The organism is Mesorhizobium subarcticum, from assembly GCF_055456085.1.
The window spans coordinates 4,483,442-4,499,408 of the sequence record NZ_CM144237.1 but is presented as its reverse complement, the minus strand read 5'-3'; the positions used below and the strand labels follow the sequence as shown (position 1 = coordinate 4,499,408).

The 15,967-nt window shown below is 62.3% G+C and carries 13 protein-coding genes; 5 read left to right on the top strand and 8 right to left on the bottom strand.

Annotated features, from left to right (window positions below; translation table 11 throughout):
* The first annotated feature begins 111 nt into the window (after window positions 1–111).
* From ACZYHG_RS21850 to ACZYHG_RS21840, 3 genes are all read left to right on the top strand, one after another.
* Window positions 112–2,436, top strand: a complete 2,325-nt coding sequence (locus ACZYHG_RS21850) for an NADP-dependent malic enzyme (RefSeq protein ID WP_464610338.1) — start codon at window positions 112–114, stop codon at window positions 2,434–2,436.
* 159 nt (window positions 2,437–2,595) lie between these two features.
* Window positions 2,596–3,276: an outer membrane protein gene (locus ACZYHG_RS21845; protein ID WP_464610337.1), complete on the top strand. Its 681-nt coding sequence runs from the start codon at window positions 2,596–2,598 to the stop codon at window positions 3,274–3,276.
* 84 nt (window positions 3,277–3,360) lie between these two features.
* Window positions 3,361–4,566, top strand: coding sequence for a DUF2865 domain-containing protein (locus ACZYHG_RS21840; protein ID WP_464610336.1), 1,206 nt, complete (start codon window positions 3,361–3,363; stop codon window positions 4,564–4,566).
* On the opposite strand, the gene gltX is transcribed toward ACZYHG_RS21840, so the two are convergent.
* The 7 genes from gltX to ACZYHG_RS21805 form a co-directional block, all read right to left on the bottom strand.
* Window positions 4,484–5,857 (bottom strand): glutamate--tRNA ligase, encoded by a 1,374-nt coding sequence (gene gltX, locus ACZYHG_RS21835; RefSeq protein WP_464610335.1) that lies wholly within the window; start codon window positions 5,855–5,857, stop codon window positions 4,484–4,486. The genes ACZYHG_RS21840 and gltX overlap by 83 nt on opposite strands.
* A gap of 145 nt (window positions 5,858–6,002) precedes the next feature.
* Window positions 6,003–7,178: a hypothetical protein gene (locus ACZYHG_RS21830; RefSeq protein ID WP_464610334.1), complete on the bottom strand. Its 1,176-nt coding sequence runs from the start codon at window positions 7,176–7,178 to the stop codon at window positions 6,003–6,005.
* Between the two features lie 372 nt (window positions 7,179–7,550).
* A complete protein-coding gene (locus ACZYHG_RS21825; RefSeq protein ID WP_464610333.1) occupies window positions 7,551–9,356 on the bottom strand; it encodes an ABC transporter ATP-binding protein in 1,806 nt (601 codons plus the stop codon).
* A gap of 382 nt (window positions 9,357–9,738) precedes the next feature.
* Window positions 9,739–10,689 (bottom strand): diacylglycerol kinase catalytic domain-containing protein, encoded by a 951-nt coding sequence (locus ACZYHG_RS21820; RefSeq protein WP_464610332.1) that lies wholly within the window; start codon window positions 10,687–10,689, stop codon window positions 9,739–9,741.
* A gap of 8 nt (window positions 10,690–10,697) precedes the next feature.
* On the bottom strand, window positions 10,698–11,582 hold the full coding sequence (locus tag ACZYHG_RS21815; protein ID WP_464610331.1) for an SPFH domain-containing protein: 885 nt from the start codon (window positions 11,580–11,582) through the stop codon (window positions 10,698–10,700).
* Window positions 11,583–11,617: 35 nt separating this feature from the next.
* Window positions 11,618–13,294 carry an NAD+ synthase gene (locus tag ACZYHG_RS21810; RefSeq protein WP_464610330.1) on the bottom strand — a complete coding sequence of 559 codons (1,677 nt, stop codon included), beginning with the start codon at window positions 13,292–13,294 and terminating at the stop codon, window positions 11,618–11,620.
* A gap of 106 nt (window positions 13,295–13,400) precedes the next feature.
* Window positions 13,401–14,117: a DNA-3-methyladenine glycosylase I gene (locus ACZYHG_RS21805; protein ID WP_464610329.1), complete on the bottom strand. Its 717-nt coding sequence runs from the start codon at window positions 14,115–14,117 to the stop codon at window positions 13,401–13,403.
* Window positions 14,118–14,206: 89 nt separating this feature from the next.
* On the opposite strand from ACZYHG_RS21805, the gene ACZYHG_RS21800 reads away from it, so the two are divergent.
* Together ACZYHG_RS21800 and ACZYHG_RS21795 are read left to right on the top strand one after the other, a co-directional pair.
* Window positions 14,207–14,770 (top strand): DUF1003 domain-containing protein, encoded by a 564-nt coding sequence (locus tag ACZYHG_RS21800; RefSeq protein ID WP_464610328.1) that lies wholly within the window; start codon window positions 14,207–14,209, stop codon window positions 14,768–14,770.
* On the top strand, window positions 14,767–15,354 hold the full coding sequence (locus ACZYHG_RS21795) for a DedA family protein (RefSeq protein ID WP_464610327.1): 588 nt from the start codon (window positions 14,767–14,769) through the stop codon (window positions 15,352–15,354). Before ACZYHG_RS21800 ends, ACZYHG_RS21795 begins: the two co-directional genes overlap by 4 nt.
* A gap of 3 nt (window positions 15,355–15,357) precedes the next feature.
* Here ACZYHG_RS21795 and ACZYHG_RS21790 read toward each other — a convergent pair whose 3' ends face one another.
* Entirely contained in the window at window positions 15,358–15,945 is a 588-nt protein-coding gene (locus ACZYHG_RS21790; RefSeq protein ID WP_464610326.1) for a hemerythrin domain-containing protein, read from the bottom strand.
* Between the last annotated feature and the right edge of the window lie 22 nt (window positions 15,946–15,967).

The following is a 15,967-nucleotide window of genomic DNA, read 5'->3' as shown; positions in this document are numbered from 1 at the left end:
GTGATTTTATGTGCGCCGGCAGGTAAAGCTGCCGGCGCGTCATTTAGCATCGTGAAAAACCTGGGCTGCGTGCTAAAAGGAATCTTCGGGCAGATTTCGAGGAGCGGCCGCATGGAAGGCGAGAACAAGAAAACGGCACGTTCGGACCTCGACGAAGCCGCGCTCTACTTCCACAAGTATCCGAGGCCGGGAAAGCTCGAAATCCAGGCAACCAAGCCGCTTGGCAACCAGCGCGACCTGGCGCTTGCCTATTCGCCGGGCGTCGCCGCGCCTTGCCTGGAAATCCGCGACGATCCAGCAACCGCCGCCGACTACACGGCGCGCGCCAATCTGGTTGGTGTCGTCTCCAACGGATCGGCCGTGCTCGGCCTCGGCAATATCGGCCCGCTGGCCTCCAAGCCGGTGATGGAAGGCAAGGCCGTCCTTTTCAAGAAATTCGCCGGCATCGACGTCTTCGACATCGAGATCGACGCCCCTGGGATCGAGCGCATGGTCGAGACGATCTCGGCACTGGAGCCGACCTTCGGCGGCATCAACCTCGAGGACATCAAGGCACCTGAATGCTTCGAGGTCGAGGAACAGCTCAAGGCGCGCATGAAGATACCGGTGTTCCACGACGACCAGCATGGCACCGCCATCATCGTCGCCGCCGCCGTCCTCAACGGTCTGGAATTCGCCGGCAAGACCATATCGGACATCAAGGTCGTCACATCAGGCGCGGGTGCGGCCGCCCTTGCCTGCCTCAACCTTTTGGTCTCGCTCGGCGTGCGGGTCGAAAACATCTGGGTCACCGACCGTTTCGGCGTCGCCTACAAAGGCCGCGTCGAAGAGATGGACCGCTGGAAAGATCCCTATGTGAAAGACACCGAGGCGCGCACGCTGGCCGATGTCATTCCGGGCGCCGACGTCTTTCTCGGCCTCTCGGCAGCCGGCGTGCTGAAGCCTGAACTGCTCCAGCACATGGCGCCAAAACCGTTGATCCTGGCGCTGGCCAACCCCAATCCGGAGATCATGCCGGAAGAGGCGCGCGCCGCCCGCCCCGATGCCATGATCTGCACGGGCCGCTCCGATTTTCCCAATCAGGTCAACAACGTCCTGTGCTTTCCCTACATCTTCCGCGGCGCGCTCGACTGCGGCGCCAGCGCCATCAACGAGGAGATGAAGATGGCGGCGGTGCGCGCCATCGCCGCCCTTGCCCGCGAAGAGCCTTCGGACGTCGCGGCCCGCGCCTATTCCGGCGAGACGCCGATCTTCGGACCCGAATTCCTGATCCCCTCGCCCTTCGATCCCAGGCTCATCCTGCGCATCGCACCGGCCGTCGCCAAGGCAGCCTGCGACACCGGTGTGGCGACACGGCCGATCACCGATTTCGCCGCCTATATCGACAAGCTCAACCGCTTCGTCTTCCGTTCCGGCCTGGTGATGAAGCCGGTGTTCTCATCCGCCAAGGCATCGAGCACCAAGCGTGTCATCTATGCCGATGGCGAGGATGAGCGCGTGCTGCGCGCTGCCCAGGTGGTGCTCGAGGAAGGCATCGCCGAGCCGATCCTGATCGGCCGTCCGCACGTCATCGAAGTCAGGCTGAAGCGCTACGGCCTGCGCATCAAGCCGGGTGTCGATTTCGGCCTGATCAACCCCGAGGACGATCCGCGCTACCGCCATTACGTCGACCTGCTGATCGAGCTCGCCGGCCGGCGCGGCGTGACGACGGAGGCAGCGCGCACCATGGTGCGCACCGACAACACGGTGATCGCCGCTCTGGCGCTGAAGCGTGGCGATGCCGACGCCATGATCTGCGGCCTCGAAGGTCGCTTTGAGCGGCATCTGCGTAATGTGACCCTGATCATTGGCCCTCGCGCCGGCATCAAGGACCATGACCTGTCGACGCTGTCGATGCTGATCTCGCAGCGCGGCATCATCTTCCTCACCGATACCCACGTCTCGGTCGACCCAACGGCTGAGGAGATCGCCGAGATGACCGTGCTGGCGGCCGAGGAGATCCAGCGCTTCGGCATTGAACCGAAGGCGGCGCTTCTGTCGCATTCGGATTTCGGCTCGCGCGACTCGCCAAGCGCGCTGAAGATGCGGCAGGCGGCGGCGATCCTGGCGCGCATCGCACCGGAGCTCGAATGCGATGGCGAAATGCATGCCGATACCGCCCTGTCCGAGCATCTGCGCCAGCGCGTCTATCCCCACTCCAGGCTGAAGGGCGAAGCCAATCTGCTGGTTTTCCCCAATCTGGACTCGGCCAACATCACCTTGACCGCGCTTAGAACCATGATGGACGCGTTGCATGTCGGGCCGATCCTGCTCGGCACCGATATGCCGGCGCACATACTGACGCCTTCGGTCACGTCTCGCGGCGTGGTCAACATGACGGCGCTGGCGGTGGTCGAGGCCGCACACAAGGCGCAGGCGGTCGTCAATCTCAGCTGAAACGGCTCCGGCAGATTTTCCGGCAACCACTTCGTTTCAAAAATCGGGTGTTGCGGTCCGGCAACTTGCGATTGCGGAAATTCGGCGCTGGCGGAAGCGGATTTTACAGGGAAGGCCGATCTGATATGGTTGCCCAACTGATTTGACGGCGAGGACGTCATGAAGGGCCTGTTGCTAGCATCCGCATTGCTGTCCCTGATCAGCGGACAAGCTCTGGCCGCGGACGCCATCAGTGCCGAGCCCGCAACCGTCCATGACTGGTCCGGCGTCTATGTCGGCGGGCAAATCGGCTATGGTTTCGGAAAGACCGACGCGGCTTACAATTTGCCGAACACTCCAACAATCCGAGGCTCGCAGGACTACGATACCGACGGTTTCCTGGGCGGCGTCCAGCTCGGCTACAACTACCAGATCAACGCCGTTGTTATCGGCGTCGAAGCCGATTTTTCCGGAGCCGACATCAAGGGGTACTCCGACGAGATACATGTCGGCGGAGGCGATACTTACGACACCAAGGTGGACTGGTATGGAACGCTTCGCGCGAGGGCTGGCTACGCGTTCGATCGTACGCTGATCTATGGAACCGGTGGTCTCGCTTACGGAAGTGTCGAAAACCAGTATCTCGACGGTCCCGCCAACAGCTTTTCCGAGAAGAACACCAAGGTCGGCTGGACCATTGGCGCCGGGCTGGAGCAAGCGATCACCGACCAATGGTCGGCAAAGGTCGAATATCAATATGTCGACCTGCGCGACCAGACCATCGACTATGGCGCCAACTCCAACACCACCTTCGACAACACGTTCAATACGGTCAAGATCGGCATGAACTACAAGTTCTGACAACCAACCGGACCGCATCCGAAATAGACGATTAACCGCGTACGGGGTAGCTTGGCGACCACAGGCAAGCGGGATTTGAGGCGGATGACAAGCGGAGGGTTGAAGCGGGCGCATGCTGCCATGCTGCTTGGCCTGCTGCTGTCCGGCGCCACCATCAGCGAACCACAGGCCGCCTCGCGAGCCTGCCGGCAGTTGGAGGCCGATCTTGCCGCGGCTTCGCGCGGCGGTGGCGGCGGGACGGCAATGATCCGGAAATTCGACGCCGCGATCGACCGGCAGCGCGAACAGATCTCAAAGGCGCGCGGCCAGGCGAATAGCTCCGGTTGCGGGTTTTCGCTGTTTTCCCGCAACATCAATCAATGCGCCGGGCTCAACGCCACCCTGGACCGCATGAACGCCAATCTCGACAGTCTCCAGGCCAAGCGCGCCCAGATCGCCGGCGGCGGCTCGCGCCGCGACCGCGGCCGCATCCTCGCCGCGCTCGACGCCAATGGCTGCCGTGACGACACGGTTGCGCCGCGCCGCGCACCGCTGGAGGAAACGGACCGTGGAGATGATGGCAGTACAAACCTGTTCGACCAGCTTTTCGGTGGCGACAGCCAGCGGAGCGACACACTTGACCAGCCAGATGACCCCGGCGAGGAACGCAACGTCCGCCGTGTCCTGAACCAGCCCCGCATTCCGGACTTTCCGAGCACCGGCGGCGAGTTCCACACCAGCTGCGTGCGCACCTGCGACGGCTATTTCTTCCCCATGTCGAACGCCGCCTCCGTCAGCGACTTCGAACGTGACCAGAAGAATTGCGAATCGAGCTGCCCCGGCACCGAGATGCAGGTCTTCTATTCGCGCGGGATGGACGACGATTCGGCATCGATGACGTCGTCCGTCACCGGCAGGCCCTACAGCGAATTGCCGACCGCCTATCTCTACAAGCAGTCCAACATGCCGCGACCGCCGGCCTGCGGCTGCAACGCCGCCACACAGAATTTCCAGATCATTGGCGGCAACCCGCCAAATCCGTCGCAATCGCAGCCCGAAACCGAGGCAGCGCCACTCATTCCCGTGCCGGCCTCGAAGCCCGATCCTGGCGCGGACCCGGAAACCTTGGCCAATATGGAAGGCGGGCTCGACCGCGAGGCCATCAAGCGGCTTTCCGCCAAGCCGGTCACGTCGCCCGTGTCCGCCTTGCCGCCGGAGCAGCGCAAGGTCAGGGTCGTCGGGCCAACGTTCCTTCCCGACCCATCAGCGGCAATAAATCTGCAAGCTCCGGCCCCGAAGGCAGTCCAGTAAGGGCAAGCCTCAGCGGCATGAACAGCCCCTTGCCCTTGCGGCCGGTCGCTTCCCTGATCTTGCCGGTCCAGTCCTTCCAGACCGTGCCATTCCAGGGCTCCTCCGGCAGCAGATCGAACGCCTGTCCGAGGAACTCACGATCATCGTCGGAGAACTCCGGCCTGTCCTGTGAACCCTCGCGCAGGATGCGCCACCAGCCCACGGCATCGGCAAGCCGGTCCAGATTGCCGCGCACCGCCAGCCAGAACGGCTCCGCCTGTTCGCCGGAGATGCCAAGCACCATCAGCCTGTCTCGCGCCTCGTCGAACGGCATATGGTGCAAGAGCACGCGGTTGAGCACGAAAAGCTCGTCCGGATCGAACTTGGCCGACGACTTCGAAGTTGCGGCCGGGTCAAAATGGCCGGCGAGTTCGGTGAGATCGTGCGCGGCCGCGACATCTTCCGAAGTGCCGACCAGCACGGCCAGCGACGCGACGGCCATGGGCTCGATGCCGTCCTCGCGTAGACTTTCGATCGAGAGCGCGCCGGTGCGCTTCGACAGCCCCTCGCCCGAGACGGTGGTCAAAAGGTTGTGGTGGCCGAAGACTGGCGGCTCGGCGCCCAACGCCTTGAACAAGGCGATCTGCACGCCGGTGTTGGTGACATGGTCGTCGCCGCGAATGACATGGCTGACGCCCATCTCGATATCGTCGACGACGGAAGGCAGCGTGTAGAGATAGGTGCCGTCCTCGCGCACCAGGACCGGGTCGGACAGCGAAGCCAGATCGACCGTTTCCTCGCCGCGCACCAGATCGTTCCAATGCACGTCCGTGCGCTCAGGTTGCAGCGCATCCCCAGTGAAATTGGGAAGCAAAAAGCGCCAGTGCGGCCGGCGGCCATCGGCCTGATACTCTGCCACCTGCTCTCGCGTCAGCGTCAATGCCTCGCGGCCATAGACCGGCGGCAGGCCGCGCGTGCGGCGCACTTTTCGCCGGAGATCGAGTTCCTCCGGAGTTTCGTAGCAGGCATAGAGCACACCCGCCGTCTTCAGCCGCTCGACAGCCGCGTCATAGACCTCGAAACGCCGGGACTGATATTCGGTGGCGTCGGGAAAAATGCCCAGCCAATGCAGGTCGTAGAGAATGGCGTCGGCGAATTCCTGCTTCGAGCGGGCGGTGTCGGTGTCGTCGAAGCGCTGGATGAAGCGGCCCTTGTTGTTGAGGGCAAACAGCCAGTTGAACAGGGCGGTGCGCGCATTGCCGATATGGATGCGGCCGGTCGGTGATGGGGCGAAACGAACGGTAACTGTCATGGGCGGGGCGTACCGGATGCCTTTGTGATTGACAAGATGCGCCCCCGCGCCGGTCGGCACACATAGAACATCATGCGCGCAATGAAAAGACTTAGGCCATGCGAGACGCGTGGCCTGTTCGATCAGTTCAGATCATTGAAGGCGATCAGCGGCCGAAGTCATCGGAACTGAGGCGGGTCCAGCGGTCGCCCGTCAACCCGCCTATGAAGATATCGCCCGAACGCACCGCTTCCACAACTTCGGGGATACGCGAGCGCACCATCGTTCCACCGGCATAGCGGAAGAAGACATTCTTGTAGCTGAACAGTTGCGGCATGAATCGGATCTGCGTCTGCCCGACGACGCCTGCGCAGCCCATAGTCCACGCATCCGCAATCAGAGCATCAAGTGTCGCGCCCCAGTGGGATCCGGAAGCCTGGATTTGCAACAGGTTGGCGATGCCGCCGGCTTGACCGTAGAAGGCGTAGCAACCGAGCATTTTACCGGCTTCGTCGTAAGTCCCGCCGAAATGAAGGGGGCCGTCCGCTCGCTTCTCGGCCGCCAGCGCGAGCAGCCGTGGCAGTTCGCCTTCCTGCCAACTCGGCCGAAGCGCGTAATCGGACACGACGGTTGGCAACCGCTCCGCAAATTGCGCGGCATCCATCGGCTCGCGATGGACCCGATGTGACGAGGAATGTTGGACGGGCGGCTCGAACCTTTTTCTCGTAAAAGGATCGAATGCCTTGGCGCAAGGATCGAATACGAAACGAGACAGGGCCGGCCATTTATCGCGCACCGCGGCGGAGGCCACCGCAGCCGGGCGGAAAATGCGGGTCCATCCCAGACAATGTGCCGGCAGGAGCTGGTATTTCATCGGGCGCGCAAAGGCCAGAGATACCCGGTTTGCCGAATCGGTCAGTTGCAGATCGAATTCGCCTTGATGCACGGCACGCAGCAATTGCGGTCCGGCCGAACCGTGATCGGTGCTGGGGTCGGACATAAGCGGCCCGATAATCGCCGCGTTCAATCCCGCTCCGTTGAGCTCATAGCGGGCTTTCAGGACGCCGAGGAAGCCACCCAGATCGCCCTGCGGAGTGATCTGGACAAGGGCGTTGCTCGCATCGCCGGCAGGGTCAAGATAGATCTTTCTCATATACTCGGCTGTCTCCGCGATCGCGCGATCGAGGAGGTGGCGCCGCCGCCGGCGAAACTTCGTCAGGAAGAGTGCGGCGACGCGCTCGAGATCTTCGGCAGCAAGCGGCCGAACCGAGCCGTGTTGAGAGTCCAATACAGCCGGCGCAAACACCTTCTCCACACCGGTAATTTTGGCAACAAGTTGCATCGTGAAACCTATGGAGGTCGTCTGGCGGAGGGCTAAATCCTGCGCTGATCAATCGAATCCCGGGATGCGCATCGGTCGTCCTTGGGTTGCTTGGAGTAAATGTATACTAATCAATGGTTGAAACAACATATCTCGCTCGGTATCGTAAACGAGCGTCTCAAAATTCAAGATCTGGAAAAGAATTGGATGCCGCTTGGTGTCGCGGATGTGCTCTGCCAGCAAACGCGGAGCGACAGGCATTCGGACATCTCATGCCTCGCCGACGTGCTCGCATCTGCTCGGCTCCGCCCTGCCATTGCGTCACCAACCGCCCGCCTGGCTGACAGCGCCTGATAGAGATGGCCTCCAGCCGAAGCCGGAGGCCATCTCGGGTCAGATGACAAGCCCCTTGGTCAGTTCAAGCGCCTGGCGTTCGAACAGGCGGCGGTAGATACCGCCCTTCAGCCGGATCAGCTCGTCATGCGAGCCTTCCTCGACGATCTTGCCGCGGTCGAAGACCAGCAACCTGTCGAGCGCGCGCACCGTCGACAGCCGGTGCGCGATGACCAGCGTGGTGCGGCCGACCATCAGCCGTTCCATAGCCTGCTGGATCAGCACCTCCGATTCCGAATCGAGACTCGATGTAGCCTCGTCCAGGATCAGGATGCGCGCATCGGCCAGGAAGGCGCGCGCGATCGCCACGCGCTGCCGCTCGCCGCCCGACAGTTTGACGCCACGCTCACCAACCAGCGTGCCGTAGCCCTTCGGCAGGCTGGTGATGAAATCATGCGCGCTCGCAAGCTTCGCGGCATGCTCGATCTCCTCTTGCGTGGCACTCGGCCTGGCATAGGCGATGTTCTCGGCCAATGACCGATGGAACAGGATCGGCTCCTGCTGGACGATGGCGATCTGCCCGCGCAGCGACGCCTGCGCCACCTGCGAGATGTCCTGGTCGTCGATCAGGATCTTTCCCGCATTCACGTCATAGAGCCGCTGGATGAGCTTGACGAAGGTCGTCTTGCCCGAACCGGAGTGACCGACGAGCCCGACACGTTCACCCGGGGCGATATCGACCGAAAAGTGGCGATAGAGCGCCGTGCGATGGCTGCCATAGTGGAAGGTGACGTTGTCGAAACCGATCGCCCCTTGCGTGATCCGGATCGGTTTGGCGCCCGGCCGGTCCTCGATGCCGAGCGGTTCGGACTGGAAATCGACCAGTTCCTCCATGTCGTTGACCGAACGCTGCAGATTGCGGATATGCGTGCCGATATCCCTGAGATAACCCTGCAACACAAAGAACGACGTCAGCACGAAGGCGACATCGCCGGCGCTCGCCTGCCCCCACGACCACAGCATCAGCGCCAGACCGATCACCGCGGCGCGCATCACCAGCAGCAGCACCCCTTGCGTGGTGCCGTTGATGGTGCCGCGAACCCAGGTGCGCCGCGTGCGCGCACGCCATTTGGCGACGACCTTGGCAAGGCGGCGCTCCTCGCGCTCCTCGGCGCCAAAGCCCTTGACCACGGCGTTGCAGCTCACCGCGTCGGCCAGCGAGCCGCCAAGGCGCGTGTCCCAGGTGTTGGCAAGCCTCGCCGCCGGCGCGACATAGCCAAGCGACAGCATCGCCGTCACCATGATGAACAGCACGGAGCCTGCGGCAACGACCGCGCCCATCAATGGCCAGAACCAGCCAAGCAGCAGCGTCGAGCCAACGAGCATGACGACCGACGGCAGCAGCGCGATCAGGATGGTGTCGTTGAGCAGGTCGAGCGCCCACATGCCGCGGGTCACCTTGCGCACGGTCGAGCCGGCAAACGAGTTGGCGTGCCAGTCGGTGGAAAAGCGCTGGACGCGATGGAAGGCGTCGGCGGCGATATCCGCCATCATCTTCAGCGTCAGCTCGACGATGCCCATGAAGGCAAGGTTGCGCAGGACGAGGCCGCCCAACGCCAGCGCCATCAGGATGGAAAACGCCGCCATCGCGGCATTCCAGGCAATGGCGTCCGCGCCGGCGCTGCTGGCAACGGCATCGACCAGCCGGCCGGAATAGAGCGGCGTCAAGACGTCGGCGAGCGTCGACAGCAGGAAACCGGCCATGATCAGCGAAAGCCGCCAGGGCTGGCGCCGCCAATGGGTGAGCGTGAAACCAAGAACGCTGCGAAAGGCGCTCGCGCGCAAATCGATCTTGAAACGAGCCATGATGTCATTCGGGCGCAAACGAGCCCGATCCCAGTAAGGTCGAAAATTGAAGAAGCCGCGCAAGGGCTAATGATTGCCCAGAAGCGGAGTGGCATATTTTGGCGTCACGCCCGCAATCGGGCGGCGACCGGCATCGGCATAAGCCTGTGCTCAAACCGGCTCCGACGCGAAGGATGGACCTTCGCGGAGCGCCGGTAGAGACCTAGGCTTCGCGGCCTCGCATTACCATTTCAAATACTGCCATTCGGACCTCCCGCAAATGAATCGCGGAACGGTCCTTATAGAGACGCCCCGATGCATCGCCAAGACGGGCTCACGCCCAAAAGCCTATCTGGTCCAAGTACTGAGGTTATTTTGCAACAACGCGTTCCACAGGCCACGATTACGGCACCACGAGATAAGCCTTTTGGTCGGCAATCGCGATCGTCACGTCGGTACCAGAATTGAACTCGACAAAATCGACCTCCATCCCGTCGCTGAAGATGACGCCGCCCTTGCTCTGCCGCGAAGAGACGACCAGTGGCCGGTCGCGGGTGATGACGCCATGGACGAGCGAAACGCCCGTAATGTTGCTCGGAAAAGGTTCGCGCACCGAGAAGAACAGCTGCTCGCCTTCACGGTCATAGCCCTGCGCAGGCACTGTCGGCACGGATGTCTCGCCATAGGCGGCCGCCAGTCCGGCGGCACCAGCCATGACCGAGCGCAGCCACCCGGTGGAGCCGGCGCCGGTCGAAATGATGATGCCGCTTGATGATTGCCGCTCGGTCCTGCCGCCATAGGTCAGTTCATAGCGGGCCGAGACATGGGTGCTTGCGCCGACGAACAGGTCGTTGAAGGCGATCAGCCGCCTTCCGTCATTGGAGCGCGCCTCGGCCATCACCACCGCCTGGCGCTTTGCCTTGCCGGAAAGTGTGAGCCCAAGAACAGTTTCGGTGTCGCCGGCAGTCCAGGGCAGCAGCGCGCCGTCGAAAAGCGCGGGGTTCGGGTTGATGCCGATCAATGGCTGGTAAGGAAGATACTTGGCCGTATTGGAGACCAGCCCGTCCTGGCCAATTGCGATTACCACATCGGAACCGAATTCGAACTGCGGCACCAGTTCCCGGTCGAGCCGCAATTGCTTGAGTCCTTGGGGAAGCGAGCCCATCACCCGGTCGAGCGCCTGATGATAAGTGTCGTGCGCCGCCTTGACCGGGTCGAAATCCATGCCGGCCTGCTTGAGATAAAAGCGCGCCTGTCCCTGCGTGTTGAAGCGCGCCGTCAACTCCTCGAGCTCGGTCTTGCGGGTGACGACAATCACCCGGTCGATCGGCGTGTCGCTCTGGTCACCGGCCACGTCGACTTCTAGCTTCCGGTCTTCGGCGCGGAAAGCTGGCTCAGCGCGCTGGTCAGCATATCAGGCGTAATCGACAGATTGCCGACCGAACCACCCTTTTCCGCCCAGGCCTTGAAGGCCATCGCCGTCAGCACGTGTGCCGGTGCCGACGAATAGACGGTCAGTTCCAGCTGCTGCGCCTTGGCTTCGGCCTCTGCCAGCGTCAGCTTGTTGCGCGCCTCGGTGTCGACCAGCAGCTTGTTGCGTTCGGCAAGCTCGATCTCGGTCGCGAGTTCGCTCTGCTTGATCTCGCGCTCCTTCTCGACGCCCCAGGCCCGGCGCCCATAGATCGCGGCATCGGCCTGTCGCTGCAGCGCCTCGCGATATTCGGTCTGCAATGCCTTGCGGATTTCCGGGGTCGGCTGGACCGAGGTGATGTGGACCTCCTCGATCGACAGGCCGGCCGTCGCGGCGATCGGATCGCTGCGCAGCAATTCGGCCAGATTGCCGCCGAGTTTCGTCACTTCGGCGAGCGCCTGTTCCAGCGTCATGCTCGACACCATGGCCCGTGCCCGGCTCTGGATGGCCAGCACCAGGCGCTCGGCGATCTTCTCGCGGCCGTCGCCGGCAATATCGGAATTGCTGAGCTTGGCGCTGAAATCAAAACCTTCCGCCGCCTTCACCGGATCGACGATGCGGTAGCTGACCGACCCCTGGATCGCCAGATCCTGGAAATTGGCCGTGGTTTCGGTGAAGATGAACGGGTTGTCGAGCGACGTCACCGGCACCATGGCAATGGTGGTGCCCAATGTGCCGTACCAGAAGCTGATGCCGCGCCCCTGTCCGCGTATCTTGCCGTTCCTGAAGCGAACGATGTGATACTCAGGCGTTCCCTTGAAATAGCTGATGAACATGCACGCCCCCAAGGTTTCTCAAAGCAGTCGAGTATCTAGCCGCGATCCCTGAAACGGTTGGTGATGGGATAGCGGCGGTCGCGGCCGAAATTCTTCCGGGTGATCTTCACGCCCGGCGCCGCCTGCCGGCGTTTGTATTCGGCGATGTAGAGCAGATGTTCGATGCGTGTCACCGTCGCCCGGTCATGGCCGCGCGCCACGATGTCGTCGACACCCATCTCATTCTCGACCAGGCATTCCAGGATATCGTCCAGCACCGGATAGGGCGGCAGCGAATCCTGGTCGGTCTGGTTCTCGCGCAACTCCGCCGACGGCGCCTTGTCGATGATGTTCTTCGGGATCACCTCGCCCGAAGGCCCGAGCGCGCCCGGCGGCACATGGCTATTGCGCCAGCGAGACAGCGCGTAGACCTGCATCTTGTAGAGATCCTTGATCGGATTGAAGCCGCCATTCATGTCGCCGTACAGCGTGGCGTAGCCGACCGACATCTCGCTCTTGTTGCCTGTCGTGACCACCATCGAGCCGAATTTATTGGAGATCGCCATCAGGATGGTGCCGCGCGCGCGGCTCTGCAAATTTTCCTCCGTGATGCCTTCCTTGGTGCCTTCGAAAAGCTGCGTTAACGTATGCAGAAAGCCTTCAACCGGCTCGAAGATCGGCACGATGTCATAGCGGCAGCCGAGCGCGCGGGCGCAGTCCTCGGCATCCTTGAGCGAATCCTTCGAGGTGTAGCGGTAGGGCATCATCACCGCGCGCAGCCGCTCCTCGCCGAGCGCATCGACGGCAAGGGCCGCGCAGATCGCCGAATCGATGCCGCCGGACAGGCCAAGCACGACATTCTTGAAGCCGTTCTTGTTGACGTAGTCGCGCAGGCCCAGCATGCAGGCGCGATAGTCGGCCTCTTCCCGCTCCGGGATTTTCGACATCGGCCCTTCCGAGCAGACCCAGCCCTCCTCCGTACGCTTCCAGGTGGTGACATCGACCGCGTCCTCGAACTGGCTCATCTGGAAAGCCAATGTCTTGTCGGCGCCGATGGCGAAGGACGCGCCGTCGAAGATCAACTCGTCCTGGCCGCCGAGCTGGTTGGCGTAGATCAACGGCAGGCCGCATTCGATGACCTGCTTGATGACGACCTGGTGGCGCACGTCGATCTTGGCGCGATAATAGGGCGAGCCATTCGGCACGAGCAGGATTTCGGCGCCGCTTTCAGCCAGCGTTTCGCAGACCGCAACGTCGCCCCAGATGTCCTCGCAGATCGGGATACCCAGCCGCACGCCGCGGAAGTTGACAGGTCCCTGCAGTTCCAGCCCGGGCTGGAAGACGCGCTTTTCGTCGAATTCACCATAGTTCGGCAAATCGAGCTTGTAGCGCTCAGCCAGGATCTTGCCGCCATCGGCGACGATGATCGAATTGTGCGTGCCGCTCTTGCGCTTCAGCGGCGTGCCGATAATGACCCCCGGCCCGCCATCCGCGGTATCCGCGGCAAAGTCCTGAGCCGCCTTTTCGCAGGCTTTCAGGAAGGCCGGCTTCAGCACCAGATCTTCCGGCGGATAGCCGGCGAGGAAAAGCTCGGTATAGAGCACGAGATCGGCGCCCTGACGCGCGGCATCCGCCCTCGCCTCGCGGGCCTTGGCGAGATTGCCTGATATGTCGCCGACAGTCGGATTGAGCTGGGCGATTGCGATGCGCAGGATGTCGAGCTTCTTGATCATGGCTGCCGGTTTAGCGCGGCGGAATTTCCCGGGCAATGGCGTTCGTTTGGACCAATTCAGACCCAGACAGAATGACGAATGTCGATCGCGGCCGGGTGACCGACGATCAGTCGTCGCCCATATATTGGCGCAATGCCTCCGGCGAGCGGTTCTCGCCGATCGACATCGCCAGGATCCGCGAAATGTGCCGGCGCGACAGGCCGGTTTCCGCCGCCCATTGATTGATCTGGGCCTGGATCTTGTCGAGGTCCTTCTTCGATGTCGGGCTCTCGGCAATGTCGAGGCCGGCGTCGCGAAGGGCCGCCCCGACATCACCCGAGATGACGAAGGCATCCCAACCGATGAAGCGCAGAAAATACTGGCCGGTATTGCCCCCAAGGCGGCTGCCATGCTTGCCGAAATAAGCCATCAGTCCGATCTGGTCATCCGCGGGCCAGTCAGCAAGGAATTTGCCGAAGCCGCCATGCTCCTTTGATATCCGCTCGACGAAAGCCGCATTGTCACGCACCGACTTGATCTTCTGAGGGTTGCGCACGATGCGCTTGTCTGCAGTCAGTTCGTGCCAGAAATCGTCCGGCTGGAACAACAGCCGCTTCGGCTCGAAGTGGAGAAAGGCTTCTTCAAAGCCCGGCCATTTCTGCTCGATGACGCGCCAGACAAACCCGGCGGCAAAAACGCGCTCCGCCATCGCCGACAAAATGCGATCGTCGGTGACCGCGGCGATGGTGGCATTGTCGGGCGCTGGGCCTAAAAGCGCGGCAAGCTCCACCTCGCCGCCCTTGCGTTTTGCCGCGCGCAGGCGAATTTTCTTGAAATCGGCCATCGGTCCCTCGCTGTCGGCTTAAATGTAACACTTCCCGTGCGGGCCAGCAGCCTCTACGTCTTATGGCAAGGCAAGCCTTGGAGACGGCCATGAACAAGACAATCGACGAGCTGGCAAACCGCTGGTTCAAGCGGCGGCCGGACGGCCTGAGCGTGCTCGAAAGCCGGGTGCTGCAGTCGACCCTCGAACGCACCACCATCACTCGCGACACCAACAAGGCCGTCGCCTTTCACCAGACCTTCGGCGACCGGCTCGCCGACTCGATCGCCCGCATCGGCGGCTCATGGTCGTTCATCGTGACCTTCCTCGTCTTTCTGGTCCTGTGGACATCAGGCAATGTCTGGCTGCTGTCGCGCGACGCCTTCGATCCCTACCCGTTCATCTTCCTCAACCTGGTGCTGTCGATGGTCGCCGCCCTGCAGGCACCGGTGATCATGATGGCGCAGAACCGCCAGACCGAGCGCGACCGCATCGATGCCGCCCACGATTATGAGGTCAATCTGAAGGCCGAGATCGAGATCATGGCGCTGCACGAAAAGCTGGATGAACTGCGCCACGGCCAGATCATAGGCATGCGCGACGAAATCGTGCAGCTGACCGAGATGGTCAAACGGATCGATGAAAGGCTGTCGCAGCAGCAGTCCGCTTCATGACCGAAGGCATCCATCATTTCATCGAACAGTATGGGCTGCTTGCCGTCTTCCTGGGTTGCATCGCCGAAGGTGAAAGCATCGCCATCCTCGGCGGCTTCTTCGCCCACCAGCATGTCTTCGTGCTGTGGCAGGCCTTTGTCGCGGCCGCCCTCGGCGCTTTCCTCGGCGATACGTTCTTCTTCATCCTCGGCAGAAGTTTCGCCGACAACCGCTATGTCGTCAGGTTGCGCCGACGGCCCGGCTTCCGCCGCGCCTATCGCCTGCTCAACACCCATCCCAACATCTTCGTGCTGTCGAACCGCTACGTCTACGGCATGCGCCTGGTCGGCGGCATCGCGGCCGGCCTTTCGACCATACCGATGCCGCGCTTCATCATCCTCAACGCCATCTCATCGGTGATCTGGGCGGTGCTGTTCAGCTCAATCGGCTACGTTTTCGGCCTGGGCGCCGAGCACTTCGTCGGCCAGGCCTTGCTGCACCACGAGCGCTTGCTGATCGGGCTTGGCATCGGCCTGACGGTGGCGATCATTGCCTGGCTCATCGCCCGCCACGTCGCCAAGCGGGAGCGCGCCAAGGAGAGCTGATCGTCAGTCGATGCCGAGTGCCTGATCCCCCCGCTCGAGGATCAGCGGGATAATCAGATCCTCCTCGTCGGCAAGATGCCGGGTCAGCATGGCGATCAGACGGCTGTTTTCGTCGGCATAGGCATCCGCCGCGAAGCGCTGCTTGTCCTCACTCTCCTGAAGCGTCTTGATGAAAGCATTGGCCGCTTCGGCATTGCGCTCCAGTCCTTCATGGATGGTGTGGTGGTCGGCGTCGAGAATCTCGAAACCACGCTTCAGCCGTGCCTCCGCCTTGGCGAATACCGGAAAGTAATGATGGTCCTCGACATTGTGGTGACCGTCGAGATTGCCGAGAAAATGGTTGAGGCGCGGGGCGAACCATTGCGCGAAGCCAGGCGCTGTCAGCCTGCCCTCGCGATAATCGCCGATGCCTTTGGTCAGCATGCCGCCGAGTTCGCGGAACATGTCGTGCCGCTGCAGCCACATATTGGCGATGCCGTGGATGTTGGCATGGCTTTGCCAGTCTTCGCGCGGGTACTTTTGCACCAGCCAGCGGAGGTCTTCCGGTAGACCTGGGCGTTCGAGAAGCAGAAAATTGGCGGTTTCGGGCATGACAGTTTCCTTTGGTAACCGT